Source organism: Armatimonadota bacterium (assembly GCA_023511795.1).
GTDB lineage: Bacteria > Armatimonadota > UBA5829 > DTJY01 > DTJY01 > JAIMAU01.
The window spans coordinates 112172-125612 of record JAIMAU010000002.1 but is presented as its reverse complement, the minus strand read 5'-3'; the positions used below and the strand labels follow the sequence as shown (position 1 = coordinate 125612).

Annotated in this window: 12 protein-coding genes; 3 read left to right on the top strand and 9 right to left on the bottom strand. The window is 47.2% G+C overall.

Annotation, left to right across the window (positions count from 1 at the left end; genetic code table 11):
• Positions 1 to 34: 34 nt before the first annotated feature.
• A complete protein-coding gene (gene tsaB / locus K6T99_03400; GenBank protein MCL6518851.1) occupies positions 35 to 775 on the top strand; it encodes a tRNA (adenosine(37)-N6)-threonylcarbamoyltransferase complex dimerization subunit type 1 TsaB in 741 nt (246 codons plus the stop codon).
• Positions 776 to 900: 125 nt separating this feature from the next.
• Complete coding sequence (serA, locus tag K6T99_03395) at positions 901 to 2496, top strand: phosphoglycerate dehydrogenase (GenBank protein MCL6518850.1); 1596 nt, start codon at positions 901 to 903, stop codon at positions 2494 to 2496.
• A 719-nt stretch (positions 2497 to 3215) separates the two neighbouring features.
• On the opposite strand, the gene K6T99_03390 is transcribed toward serA, so the two are convergent.
• The 5 genes from K6T99_03390 to K6T99_03370 form a co-directional block, all read right to left on the bottom strand.
• On the bottom strand, positions 3216 to 6308 hold the full coding sequence (locus tag K6T99_03390) for a hypothetical protein (GenBank protein ID MCL6518849.1): 3093 nt from the start codon (positions 6306 to 6308) through the stop codon (positions 3216 to 3218).
• A gap of 267 nt (positions 6309 to 6575) precedes the next feature.
• Positions 6576 to 7256 (bottom strand): serine O-acetyltransferase, encoded by a 681-nt coding sequence (gene cysE, locus K6T99_03385; GenBank protein MCL6518848.1) that lies wholly within the window; start codon positions 7254 to 7256, stop codon positions 6576 to 6578.
• Between the two features lie 127 nt (positions 7257 to 7383).
• A complete protein-coding gene (locus K6T99_03380) occupies positions 7384 to 7635 on the bottom strand; it encodes a NifU family protein (protein ID MCL6518847.1) in 252 nt (83 codons plus the stop codon).
• Between the two features lie 22 nt (positions 7636 to 7657).
• On the bottom strand, positions 7658 to 8074 hold the full coding sequence (gene nifU / locus K6T99_03375) for a Fe-S cluster assembly scaffold protein NifU (GenBank protein MCL6518846.1): 417 nt from the start codon (positions 8072 to 8074) through the stop codon (positions 7658 to 7660).
• Between the two features lie 24 nt (positions 8075 to 8098).
• Positions 8099 to 8647, bottom strand: a complete 549-nt coding sequence (locus tag K6T99_03370) for a MarR family transcriptional regulator (GenBank protein ID MCL6518845.1) — start codon at positions 8645 to 8647, stop codon at positions 8099 to 8101.
• A 280-nt stretch (positions 8648 to 8927) separates the two neighbouring features.
• Here K6T99_03370 and K6T99_03365 point away from each other — a divergent pair, with 280 nt between their 5' ends.
• Entirely contained in the window at positions 8928 to 9086 is a 159-nt protein-coding gene (locus K6T99_03365) for an alpha/beta-type small acid-soluble spore protein (protein MCL6518844.1), read from the top strand.
• An 83-nt stretch (positions 9087 to 9169) separates the two neighbouring features.
• On the opposite strand, the gene K6T99_03360 is transcribed toward K6T99_03365, so the two are convergent.
• From K6T99_03360 to iorA, 4 genes are read right to left on the bottom strand one after another with little or no spacing between them, the layout of a single operon-like run.
• Positions 9170 to 9601 (bottom strand): ACT domain-containing protein, encoded by a 432-nt coding sequence (locus K6T99_03360; protein ID MCL6518843.1) that lies wholly within the window; start codon positions 9599 to 9601, stop codon positions 9170 to 9172.
• A gap of 55 nt (positions 9602 to 9656) precedes the next feature.
• A complete protein-coding gene (locus K6T99_03355; protein ID MCL6518842.1) occupies positions 9657 to 10958 on the bottom strand; it encodes a phenylacetate--CoA ligase in 1302 nt (433 codons plus the stop codon).
• Positions 10955 to 11560 carry an indolepyruvate oxidoreductase subunit beta gene (locus tag K6T99_03350; GenBank protein MCL6518841.1) on the bottom strand — a complete coding sequence of 202 codons (606 nt, stop codon included), beginning with the start codon at positions 11558 to 11560 and terminating at the stop codon, positions 10955 to 10957. Before K6T99_03350 ends, K6T99_03355 begins: the two co-directional genes overlap by 4 nt.
• 11 nt (positions 11561 to 11571) lie before the next feature.
• Complete coding sequence (iorA, locus tag K6T99_03345) at positions 11572 to 13326, bottom strand: indolepyruvate ferredoxin oxidoreductase subunit alpha (GenBank protein ID MCL6518840.1); 1755 nt, start codon at positions 13324 to 13326, stop codon at positions 11572 to 11574.
• Positions 13327 to 13441: the final 115 nt, after the last annotated feature.

Here is a 13441-nt window from a genome sequence, read left to right as displayed (position 1 = left end):
TTGACCGTATCGACACGTGGGAATATAATTACATGTGCCAATGAAAGTATTGACATTAGATACAACAACAGACACCTCAAGCATCGCAGTTGCCGACGAGAATAACCTACTCGCCGAATACAACTTTGCTCACAAAATGGACCTCTCTCGGCGGTTGATGCCAGATATTGTTTCAATGCTTAAAGACTGCACCCTGAGAATTAAAGACCTTAACTGCATTGGGGTTTCACTCGGACCTGGATCGTTTACTGGCTTGCGAATCGGAGTTGCAACAGCAAAAACCCTTGCTCAAGTGCTCAATATCCCAATCGTTGGAATCATCACACTCGACCTTCTAGCCCATCAATTCGATTACCTTCCCAATGCGACCGTCTGTCCGCTTGTGAAAGTTCGAAAGGGTGAGGTATACTGGGCTTTCTTTCACACATGCAATGGAAAAATTAAGCAGATTACCGACTACTCGGCTGGACCAATAAATGAAGTAATTAAGATGGCCCAGAATCTCTCCCCACATCCCAAAACAAAAAGCCAGAAATCAGAGCGCAGAATCATTTTCTGCGGGGACGGCGTAGAGGACGCCTTGGAAGAACTAAGCAAGTCGCTTGGCGACCGGGTAGTCCCGGCATCCAAATGGCTTTCCTATCCAAAGGCTTCAATTCTAGCGAGGCTGACCTTAGAAAAAATTGCTGCCGGTGAAACATCCGACCCCCTTTTGCTCGTTCCTTTTTACATCCACCGCTCTGCTCCCGAGATGCGGCTCGAGCATGGCCAATAGTTCGATTGACATTTTCACTTAGCTTGGTGTATCATCTCATTGTTCGGGTAAACTAATTGCCGGCTACTCCAGGCATGCCTGGCATATGTGCCAAAGGAGTAGATGGCAAGAACTGGAAGGACGAGGTGGGTATGCCAAGGATCTTAGTAAGCGATCCTGTCGCAAAAGAAGGAATTGAAATTCTCCAGAAGCATTTCGACGTAGATGTAAAGACCGGATTGGAGAAATCCAAGCTAATCGAGATTATCGGCGACTATGATGCTCTGATTGTTCGAAGCGAGACAAAAGTCACAGCCGATGTTCTCGAAGCAGCAAAAAACATGAAAATCATCGGCCGGGCAGGCGTCGGCGTAGACAACATTGATGTCCCTGTTGCTACCGAGAAAGGAATCATTGTTGTCAATTCACCCGGCGGGAACACTATTGCTGCTGCTGAGCTTACGATGGCAATGATGCTAGCTCTCGCACGGAATATCCCCCAAGGGCATGCCTCATTGCGCGCTGGCGAGTGGAAACGAAGCAAATTCGTCGGTAATGAGCTCTATGGAAAAACGCTGGGTATCTATGGGCTTGGAAAGATTGGAAGCGCTGTTGCCAAGCGGGCGCAAAGCTTCGAGATGGACATCATAGCATACGATCCATTCGTTTCCGAAGAGTACGCCAGCAAGATAGGCGTCGAGCTTGTTAGCATGGATGAACTCCTTAGAAGAAGTGACTATATTACAATCCACGTACCAGCAACAAAAGATACAAAGGGCTCAATCGGCAAAGATGAGATTGAAAAAATGAAGCCAGGAGTGCGCATCATTAATGTTGCCCGAGGAGGAATTGTCGACGAAGCCGCCCTGGCAAAAGCAGTCGAGGAAGGTAAGGTAGCTGGAATAGCCTTCGACGTTTATGAGTCAGAACCACCCCCTCCAGACAACCCGCTGCTCAAGCTGGACAAAGCAATCACCACTCCGCACTTAGGAGCATCAACCGAGGAAGCTCAGATTAATGTCGCAATTGACGTCGCTGAGCAGATTGTAGATGTCCTTAATGGCAAGCCTGCTCGCAGTGCAGTAAACATGCCAGCTCTGAGCGCCGAAGTACTAGCTGCAGTGGAACCATTCATGCTTCTCGGCGAACGGATTGGTATGATGGCAACACAACTTACGGATGGTGCTGTCAAGTCTATCGAAATTGCTTACTGCGGCGATCTTTCCACCATGGAGTACGGTCCGGTCGGGCGCTCTGTACTAAAAGGCCTGCTCCAACCGATTCTTACAGAACCGGTGAACCTAGTCAACGCCCCAGTCATTGCCGAATCCAGAGGCATACGGATTACAGAAAGCAAAAGTGTAGGACCAGAAGACTATACCAGCCTTCTAGCCGTCAAGGTAAAGACTGACAAGGGCGAAAAGCTAATTGAGGGAACAGTCTTCGGAAAAAGAGATTTCAGAATAGTAAAGATTGATGGATTTATGATTGACGTAGTTCCCGACGGAGCAATGCTTGTCACAACCCACATAGATAAACCGGGAGTTATTGGCCGAGTAGGGACACTTCTCGGTAACCACAACATAAACATCGCCGGTATGCATGTTGGCAGAGCAGGCATCGGCAAGGAAGCAGTAATGGTTCTAAACGTTGACGACCCAGTGCCGGACCTAGTAATGGATGAGATTAGAAAGCTAGATGGCATAGAAACCGCAAAACTTGTGCAGTTCAACCAAAATTAAAAGACAATGCTTAATCATATTTAAGGGTGGGACAACTAGTTGTCCCACCCTTAAATACCATTTCACCCAATTTTCACAAAAGGATTGCTCTCGCTTCTAAAGCCTCTCTCTTGAATTTAGACTCCCTGACAAAAGCAAGAAAGCCGGCCTTTTAGCCGGCTTTCTTGCTTCCAGCACGTTACGTGTCTCGGAGGCGAGAGCAGATTCCAACCCCCCGTTGGCGCTAGCCATTCGAACTGCTTCTCGCCCCCTCTGTAGTGCACCCTCTGCTAGGGGCACATCCATTTAAGTTTGACAACAAATCGCCAAAAAAGGTTCCATCTATGTCGAAAAAAACTGCCCTCAATTCATACAGTGTTCACACTTTGTGCTAAAATCCATTTGATCACTTCATTTTCCTAGCTCTCAAAGCGCCTCAAGTTCAGCAACACCGCGTATATTTTAGCCACTTGGAATATGGTAGATAACTGTTAATAATACCTGATTCTGAAAGTTTGAACCAAAATTGATAAAAAAAGAGCCCCGAAGAAACGGGGCTCAAAACTAGCCGAGTCGCCGGCGCTCGGGACCTATTCAACAACCGGCGGCCCGGCCTGGGCAAGGAGGTATTTGGAAAGGAGCAAACTGCATCACGAATGTGTGCATTTCCATTTATTTATACGGCCGTGATGGTTCAAATGTTCCCAATAGGCAAAGAAAATTGAACAATTATTCACTATTTAGTAAAAAATTATTTCACCACTACTGCGCGGGCGGATTATAGGAACCGTCCCGACATCGAGATCTTGTGCTCCGACCACACCCGTGACCATTGCAAAATCGCTAATTTGAGGCGGGGATGACAAGATAGAGGCATCAATCCTAAGCCCGACGTTTGAGCTACCATCCTCTAGGGATGAGCCATCGTCCACATAGAAGTAATCAACGCCAACGGAACTCACCTTACCCCAAACTGTAACCAGCAGTCCTGCGGTCGTCACACCCTCGCAAGCACCAAGGTTTATATCTCTGGCTGTAATTGCAAGTGGTTTAAGAAAAGCACTCCCTTCCATCTTTTCCACTAGCGGATTAATTATCGTGCGCTCGCCACCAATCGTTGCAAGTTCGCCAGATACCTGCACTATATCGCCGACGCTGACGCCAGAGCCTTCTACTTTCAAACCAGCCGAACGCCCAATCTCTTCAATGTAAAACGCCGAATCAAACACGGCAGTGACCGCAACGTTTGAGATTCGAATACTATTTCCGTCTTCCAAACGTCGTGCCAGTCCGATGTTCGATATAGATGTATACGCCTGTTCAAACTTTACTGCATCTGCAATCACTACGTATCCTGACGGCGCTTTATTTGATAACTTAACCTGAACTGTGTTCCCTGCTTCCAGATAATATATTCCTAAGGAATTCCATTTCCCTCCATCAGTTTGCTGATTAACTATCTTTTCTTCCTCAGTTCCACCATAGATGACCGAGTACCTCGCAGTTGTGGAACGGTTTGTTCCCTCTGACCACCAGGCGCAGATTCTGTAAATGCCAGTTTCTGCCACCTGCCATGTCCAGTATGCGCTTGAGGTACCAGTGGGACTAGTCATCGCATAACAATAGTCAGAGCCATATTTCCCAGGAGCAGTTGAGCCTGTGGACCAGCTCCCAACTGTGGAAAAGCCTGCGTCAACGTTGTCTATCACAACAGCACCAGATAGCTTTGTTAGGACATAGATATCCTTAACCTCGACCAGCTCACCAAACTCATCTTCCGATGAAATGCTTATTTTATAGACACTCCCAGGCATGAGACCCGTCAAAACCACGCGATGCTTCAGAACCTTCTTACTCGAGTAAACACTCGTCGTACCTCCAGACGAAGCAAGCTGGTACTCAACCTTTGAGTCTGCTGGGTTATTTGTCGTCCAGGTTACCTCTGCCGAATTGGTAGTTGTGCTAACACGCGTATCTCCAATCCTCAAGGGAACAGGGAAAAACCGAACGCGCGGATTGCCAAACCAATCCGTAACCCCAACTGCAATTGCCACAGTATCCAAAAGATTATATTGAATGCGCCACTGGTTTATTCCAACCGGCACGCTATCCATCCGGGCGTACGTCCCGTCACTGCCTTTTCGTGCGACAAATGGCTGAACCTGATATATCTCTTCATCGGTACTAAAAGTTACAGTCCGAACACCCCCCGAATCAGAGACTGAATATTGGATTGTTGGCGGCGTCACATCCGTCCCGTTTCGCCATTTCATCATGCATTCGCGACCCGTAAGATATTCAAATTTAACGCATGGAATTTTATCAGCTGCATCGGTAAGACGAGCATGCAGGTTTACCACTTGCGCAGGAAAATCTGCCTCCTTTAGATGCGAAAATGCTGTGACAATCTGAGAGGTACCGGCAAGTGCTTTTAGAAAAATATTTTCCACCTCGGACGCTGTAATGCTGTTCATATACGCACAGCGTGATTCCCAACCACGCAGATTGCCGGGCACCTGATAGTCATTTGCATCGGGATGATAAGGCACCCATTCAGAAGGAGCACGCCTCCAGTCGTAAACATTGTCAACAGGCTCTGTCGGATCCTCGCGATAAGCTGGCCATGCATTCTCAAAACGATATGGAAACCAGTCATCAAGATATGACTGGAAAAAGTTATCCATGCCATGCCAGCCGCTCCTAAATGACGAAGGATAGAACATTCGATCAAGAATCATGTGAGCAACAGTTGTCTCAAAGTCATCTACGCAATATGTAAAGTCAGGCGCTTGATTCCAATGGTACACCGAATCCCCATCCGGATCACTCCATATCCACGTATGATAATGATATGCTAACTCATCACCCCACCGCTCAATCGAGTCGCCATGGTTGTCTACCATAAGGTCAAGAGGTAAAAGTGGTCCGGTGCTCACACCACAAGAATACAAAGAACCCAAATTCATATACCATGTGAACTTAATTGGATTGCCAAGGCTGTCTCGCAAACCTTCTCTATATGACTCAGCCATAACCTGCGCCCCCTGGCCTTCCGGAGAAGTATATGTATAATCGTCCGCAGGGAAATTATTATAGTGGTTACTCACATTTATTCCGCCGGTTGAGGTATCGGAGCATATCTGTACGTAGACTCGGCCGGGTTCATATTGAGTGGAGGTGTAAAACGCCAAGTCATCGACATAAAAGGTGCTCGTGTGCGGCAGGCTGATGTTTCCAATGCTTACTCGTGACGGCACGTACACATATGTTTGCGCCACGCTAGCATCTGGCTCTGTATGGCCATCGAGATACAAATTGGTTATTGAGCCATCATATGTAATTCGAAATGAATGCCAAGCTCCATAAGTAAGAGGGAACGGAACATTTGAAGCTTTCCCACTCCAACCGCTGGTGGAATCCAAGACAAATAGCTGAACTGTTCCGCCTGGCAGTATGAAAATGATTGCCGCGACACCACCGCTGGTTGATCGAAGACACCATGGAATCGCTTCATCGCCCATAGATTCTATGTACAAGTTAAATGTGCACGAAAAACTTTGGGTAGCTGAAGTAAGGCAAGAATACGCATATATCGCTCCCGGCTGGTTGTTCGTTGAAACATTTAAGCTATAAGGAGGCGACACCGAGCGTTCATTGCTCACCGTAATCGGACCTTCGATTGAGAATTCCCACTTTGGATTGTGAGTCCAATCGCCATCATCGAAGCTGTCCGAAAATATGAGGCATTCGGCTTTTGCTAAGTTAGAAACAAAGAGCACAAAGAAGACAGCAAGCAAGAATATCAAACGGCTGTGGTGACGTCTTATAAACATGTGGGGCACCTCCAAGAATTGAGCGTGCAAGATTTATGCCAACAAGGAAGAGCTATTCGCCAAAGGCATACTCTTGACAAATATTCAGCTAAAAAGTATAGCTGTTTGGAACTTTTAACTAAACTTAAGCGTCAAAAAATTGAAGCGAACACAAGGGGGTTTTTGTATAGTACCAGCGTTCCATGGGTATATACCCTAGCAATCCGACCTCCTTCCATCGCCCCGGCCGGGCGTTTCTTAACCGACCGGGGCTTTTCTTTACACCAATCACACCTTGTTTTCCTCCACAGCTTCACCCAGATGAGCCGCGTCCTTGAGCTTCTTTATCTCATCCTCCAAATGGCGAAGCCGCTCGAGGATGCACTCGACAGCTTTAGCGACGGGGTCGGGAAGCTCATGCTGCTCTAGGTCAACTTCCCCCATAACTCTTCGACCATCTCGATACGTGACGCGGCCAGGCACACCGACAACAACCGAATTCGGCGGAACCTCATGAACCACGACCGAACCAGCACCGATTCTGCTGTTATCGCCCACCTTAAATGGTCCTAGGATCTTTGCGCCTGCGCCTATTACCACATTATTGCCAATCGTTGGGTGACGCTTTTCCTTTTTCCAGCTAGTGCCGCCCAAAGTCACCCCATGGTAGAGGGTAACGTTCTCGCCAATCTCTGCCGTCTCGCCAATCACCACGCCCATGCCATGGTCAATGAAAAAGCCTGGCCCAATCTTGGCTCCTGGGTGAATTTCGATGCCCGTGAAAAAACGCCCAATCTGAGAAATAATCCGAGCAAGCAACTTTAATTGATGATTCCACAGCCAATGCGCCAGTCGATGGAAAAAAAGTATGTGAAAACCGGGGTAGCACGTAATTATCTCAAGCGTGCTACGGCACGCTGGATCTCTTTCTTTTACAGCTTGTATATCTCGCTTTAACGTCTCAAACATGCCAAGCCACCTCCCTTAAAGGTGGTTGATTTAATCTAGTATTCTAGCACCACTCGATCAGTTACCCTACTTCAACAGTAAAGGGAAATTTCCACTATCTAACGAACTGTCAACGCTTTTTTTATTCTTAAAGATCCACTGCTGTCCCAGCAAATGGTACAGCCTCAACCTTCTGCACCTCGGGGACTCTTGATTTTATCACGCGCTCAACGCCCATCTGCAGAGTCATTTGGGACATTGGACACCCCGCACATGCTCCAACAAGCTTTACCGTTACAATGCCAGTCTCCTCATTAACATCTACTAGTTCGATATCCCCACCATCGGCTTGCAAAGCTGGCCTAATCTCATTCAGTACTTCTTCAACCTTTTCTCGCATTTGATTTCCTCCTAGTTCGTGTTTATTTTAGATATCTATTCTTCTCAAAATCGAGGCCTTTGCCGGTAGTTTTCCTTAGATAATCATCTATAGCAGCCTCAATTGCCTCCTCTGCCAAGACTGAGCAGTGCATCTTAACCGGCGGTAAGCCTCCCAGGGCCTCAGCCACAGCCTTGTTGCTGAGCTTTAGAGCCTCTTCTATTGTCTTGCCCTTTATCATCTCTGTCGCCATACTGCTTGTGGCAATTGCAGCACCGCACCCAAAAGTTTTGAACTTTGCATCTACAATTACCCCATCTTTGACTTTTATGTACATGCGCATAATGTCGCCACATACAGGATTGCCAACATTGCCTATGCCATCGGCATCTGGAATCTCGCCTACATTGCGAGGATTCATAAAATGCTCCATGACCTTTTCGCTGTATTGAATGCTCATATTCTTTTCCTCCTAATCGGCCAATTATGTTCGCCGGATTGGCATTCCAGTAGCTGCCTGATATACCTCGTTGATTACACATTCCGGCACATGGTCTCGGCCACAATGAGAACAAACTTCAAGCGCCGTCCTGTCATCCTTTACAACCGCTGTGATAAAATCCTCTAAAGTTTGCACGAGCATCTCTCGACTAGCAGGTCTCATGCGGCCTAGTATTCGAGACATCTCGGTTACACGCCGCAGCCTAATCTTCTCAGCAAGCTTAAACCCATCGTTGGTTAATTCAATCTCGGTTAGCCTGCGGTCGCGCGCATTTTCGCGGCGAGTAACCAAACCCTTCTTTACAAGACGATCAGTAAGCTGGCTCGCAGCCGAATACGTCATCGAAAGCCCCTCGGCAATATCCTTAACAGAGCATACACCATGCTGGTGTATAAACTGAATCCCCTGCGCCAGTGCGGGAGTAATACCCAGACCAACTTCGCGGAGTGGGCCAACTATGATTGCTTTGTGCAAAATCTCAGTAAAAAGATCAAGCACATGCTCAGCGTAGGCTATTGAGTCCTTTTTCATCAACATGGTCCTCCGAAAGAACCCTGCAGAAGATTAAGATACTTATTGATTAAGTTACTTAACTTATACCCAAAACTCTATGCATTGTCAACCAAAATTATCGAATTTCTCGATAAAATCGTAACCAAAGAGCACAAATTCCTGGTTTAGGCTAAAGCCTATATTGGATAAAGCATTCATGTCTTCGAGAATGGACTGAATTTCACAACAAAGCTACAATGCCATATTTGCGTTTGAAACACCATAGAAAAGGGAGGTGATATAGGTGGAGGAAGAGGAGATGATGAAGCGCCTCGAAGAGGAAGTGCGCCGCGAGCTGGGAATCCAGCGAATCGGCCCGGAAATGACCACAGAGGAAGCTGGAAAGCTCGGTGGCTACATGGTTAAAAAGCTGATCGAGCGTGGTGAACGAGCCCTGCGAGAGGAAAGAGGAGAATAAACATACGATCATAGCCTCCTCTCGCATATGACTAATTGAGGTAGTGGAGCTGCTTATCACTCCACTACCTCTTACTTCAAAGATTAAAGTGCATATACTTGCTCTGCAGTGAGGATGTTTATGCCTTTTGATAGCAGTGCTCTTATCCCCTCATCAATGTTTTCGATTCGGAAAATTACGATTGCATCCTCCGATGATTTTTCAACAAACGCATACATATACTCAATGTTGATTTTTTCGGCCGCTAAAGCGTTCAAAACACTTGCAAGGCCACCAGGACGATCAGGCACTTCAACAGCAATTACATTAGTCTCTTTCACAATAAAACCCTTACCCTGAAGCACTTTGCGGGCCTTTGCTATATCATTTACAATCAATCGAAGTATACCAAAACCCGAAGTATCCGCAAGCGAGAGCGCACGAATATTAATTCCCTCGGAACCGAGAGCACCTGCCACTTCAGCCAAACGGCCTGACTGATTTTCTAAGAATATCGAAAGCTGCTTGACTTTCATTGTTCGCCTCCTTTAGAGTGAGACCAAGACATCAAGTGCCAACGAGCCTCATGTCCTACGTTTTCGGCCGCTTATCCAGAACCCTCTTTGCCTTTCCCTCGCTCCGCTCGATAGTCTTTGGCTCTTTTAGACGGACTGCCACGCTCAAGCCGAGTACACTTTCGATCTCACGCTCAATCCTTTTTTCAAGGGCTTCTAACACCTTAATTTCGTCTGAAAAGACTTTTTCGCTAACCTCAACCCAAACCTCAAGAGAGTCAAGGGAATCAACTCGATCAACAACGATAAGGTAATGAGGTGCAATGCCTTCAACCCCAAGCAATACACTTTCAATCTGACTTGGAAAAACATTCACCCCGCGGATGATAAGCATGTCATCCGTCCTACCAGTGATTCTTCCCATTCTAAAATGAGTACGACCGCATGGGCACGGGTCTGTCATCAGCATGGAAAGGTCCCTTGTCCGATAGCGGATAATTGGAAAAGCTTCCTTGGTTAATGATGTAAACACAAGCTCACCGGGCGTGTTTGGAGGAAGGACTTCAAGCGTATTAGGGTCAATCACTTCCGGCAGAAAATGGTCGTCAAATACGTGCAAGCCATTCTGAACCTCACACTCGCCAGAAACGCCAGGACCGATGATTTCGCTCAGACCGTAGATGTCGGTTGCGTGGATTCCCATTTTTTCTTCAATTTCTTTGCGGAGGCTGTCGGTCCAAGGCTCCGCGCCAAAAATTCCATATTTTAGCGGCAGCTTTCGAATATCAACACCCATCTCAGCTGCGGTATCTGCGATATACAGTGCGTAGGAAGGCGTGCAAGCAAGCATAGTGGAACCAAAGTCTTGCATGACCATAATCTGCCGCTTTGTGTTACCGCCGGAAATCGGAATAACCGTGGCACCAATTTTCTCTGCGCCGTAATGGATGCCCAATCCACCAGTGAACAAGCCATAGCCATACGCATTTTGGACAATATCGTTCTTTCCAGCGCCACCACATCCGATTGTTCTAGCCATCACCTCTGCCCAAACGTTGATGTCGTTCTTGGTATAGCCAACGACTTTGGGCTTGCCAGTGGTGCCTGAGGACGAATGTATGCGCACGACTTCCTCCATAGGCACGGCAAACATGCCGAATGGATAGTTCTCGATTAAATCCTCCCTCGTTGTGAAGGGCAGATATTTAATGTCATCAACCGAGCGTATATCCTCTGGCTTGATTCCAGCCTCATCGAACTTTTTTCGATAGACTGGAACCTTCTCATAGCAGCGCCGAACTGTTTTCTGAAGCAGTGCCGACTGCAGTTCCCTTCGCTGCTCTATTGGCATACACTCAGCTTCTATATTCCAAATCATTTAGGAATCACCACTCCTAATTTTAAATCTCTCATTAAGGATGCCTCGCACCCTAGCTCAAAAGCTCTGAGATTTGCATCTAGGTTTCTGCCCTTAAACTTCTCAGCTATGACAGCCTCCCAAATTGGTTCGTTTATATTTAGACACGTCGCCAGTGCGCCCAGAAGGCAAACATTTACTGCTTTCACCAATCCAGCCTTCTTAGCCAACGCCAGCGCATTAATCGAGATAACATTTGCTGCAACAGTCATTAGGCATTTCTCAATTTCTTCTGGGTAATCTATTTTGCCCGAAGCAACCGATGAAGGAAATATCCGTTGTTCATTTACTATTACCGTGCCCCCCGGTTTGAGTGAAGGAAGATATCGGAGCGCCTCCATCTGCTCGAACGCCAGGAGTATATCTACCTTACCCTCTGGAACTATCGGCGAATAGACCTTAGGGCCAAAACGAACATCACTAATAACTGTGCCACCACGCTGAGCCATTCCGTGAACTTCCGTCTTCTTTACATCCAGGCCACTTGCAAGAAGCATGTCACACAAGATTTCACTCGCGACAAGAATGCCCTGGCCTCCAACACCTGCCAGTCGTATGTTCATTGCGTTATTACTCATTCTTTCTCACACTGAATTGCACCCGAGCGGCAGACTTGAATACAGACTTCACATCCTGAACACAAATCAGCATTTATTTTGGCTTTCAGTCTATTCCCATCTGTACAAATGGACTCGATTGCCGGGCAGCCAAGCTTGAAACAGAGACAACAACCAGTGCAAGCTTCAAGATTAACTGCGATAGCTCTGTTTTTAATCTTTTTATCATTTAAAAGACATGGGCGATTGGTAATTACTACCGAAGGCTTCCCAGCTTGTATTGCATTGCGGAGCGCCACTTCAAGAGCGGCGAGGTCGTAAGGATCGACAATATACACATCTTCAACGCCAACCGCCCGAACCAAAGCCACTAAATCAAGGCGTGGCGCATCTTCTCCGCGGAGCGTCTTGCCGGACGCGGGGTGATTCTGACCACCAGTCATAGCGGTCGTATGATTATCGAGAATGCAAACTGTTATCGCCGTACCGTTGTAAACGGCGTCAATTAGGCCAGGTATTCCAGCATGTACGAAGGTCGAATCTCCAATTACGGCTATCACTGGTCTATTGTCATCCTGCGGCATTGCTCTCTTAATACCAAGAGCATTCCCGATGGAAGCCCCCATACATACGCACGTGTCCATAGTTTCAAGCGGCGGAAGAACGCTTAATGTGTAGCAGCCAATATCACCTGCTACAATCGCCCCAAGCTTGCGAAGAACATAAAAGAATCCCCTGTGTGGACATCCAGCACAAAGTGTCGGGGGGCGAGGGGGAACAGGTACGGTTTCCGCCTCTTGTTTGGGTATTTCAACCCCTAAGCCCATTGCTACCAATGTCGGATTAAGCTCGCCGATTTTTGGGAAACGCTCTTTCCCAATGACATTTATGCCCAGTGCCCGAATCTGGTCTTCAAGGAATGGATCAAGCTCCTCAACGACGTAAAGCGTTTTGACCTTTCCAGCAAAACTTTGTATTAGCTTATCTGGAAGTGGATACGTCATACCTAGCTTCAGCACTGAAGCATCAGGAAGTACTTCCTTTACATAATGGTAGCTTACTCCTGAAGTGATTATCCCTATAGAGGAATAGCCCCATTCGATGAAGTTCAAATCAATAGAATTTGATAGATCCCTAAGTCGAATGAGACGTTCCTCAACAATCGCGTGGCGCTTGATCCCATGGGCAGGAACCATCACGTATTTGCAAAAATTGCGCTCAAATCGTCCTCTTGTATTAACCTTTGGCTTTGAAAGCCTGACAACCGACTTGCCGTGATTCACGCGTGTGGTCGTTCGGAGCAATACCGGCGTATCGTATTCCTCGCTGACTTCGAACGCCCGGATAGTGAAATCTTTTGCCTCCTGACTGTCGCTTGGCTCAAACATTGGAATCTTGGCAAACCGAGCGTAATGGCGATTATCTTGTTCATTTTGCGAGCTGTGCATGCCTGGATCATCAGCGCTTACTAGTACAAGGCCAGCATTGACACCCGTATAGGAAGCAGTAAGAAGAGGATCTGAAGCCACATTCACTCCAACATGTTTCATGGCCGCCAGGGCCCTAGCGCCACCATATGCAGCTCCGAGCGCAACTTCAAAAGCGACTTTCTCATTTGGTGCCCATTCGGCATAAATCGAGCTGTATTGAACTATGTTTTCAAGAATTTCAGTACTTGGGGTTCCGGGGTATCCTGCCGCCACCCGAACGCCCGCCTCGAAGGCACCGCGGGCGATAGCTTCATTACCCGAGAACAATACTACATCTTTCAAGATTTACTAATCCCTCTGAGTTAACTTTGAAGTATCCTATCACGTCGCGTGCTTATCGGTCAAGCAAATGAAAGGGCCTCAGGTAACGCAGAAGATTTTCAATGCTAACTCACCA

Excerpts from the sequence above, each read along its gene's own strand:
- K6T99_03390 (MCL6518849.1), bottom strand. The coding sequence starts at position 6,308 with ATGTTTATAAGACGTCACCACAGCCGTTTGATATTCTTGCTTGCTGTC.
- cysE (MCL6518848.1), bottom strand. The coding sequence starts at position 7,256 with ATGTTTGAGACGTTAAAGCGAGATATACAAGCTGTAAAAGAAAGAGAT.
- K6T99_03380 (MCL6518847.1), bottom strand. The coding sequence starts at position 7,635 with ATGCGAGAAAAGGTTGAAGAAGTACTGAATGAGATTAGGCCAGCTTTG.
- nifU (MCL6518846.1), bottom strand. The coding sequence starts at position 8,074 with ATGAGCATTCAATACAGCGAAAAGGTCATGGAGCATTTTATGAATCCT.
- K6T99_03370 (MCL6518845.1), bottom strand. The coding sequence starts at position 8,647 with ATGAAAAAGGACTCAATAGCCTACGCTGAGCATGTGCTTGATCTTTTT.
- K6T99_03365 (MCL6518844.1), top strand. The coding sequence starts at position 8,928 with ATGATGAAGCGCCTCGAAGAGGAAGTGCGCCGCGAGCTGGGAATCCAG.
- K6T99_03360 (MCL6518843.1), bottom strand. The coding sequence starts at position 9,601 with ATGAAAGTCAAGCAGCTTTCGATATTCTTAGAAAATCAGTCAGGCCGT.
- K6T99_03355 (MCL6518842.1), bottom strand. The coding sequence starts at position 10,958 with ATGATTTGGAATATAGAAGCTGAGTGTATGCCAATAGAGCAGCGAAGG.
- K6T99_03350 (MCL6518841.1), bottom strand. The coding sequence starts at position 11,560 with ATGAACATACGACTGGCAGGTGTTGGAGGCCAGGGCATTCTTGTCGCG.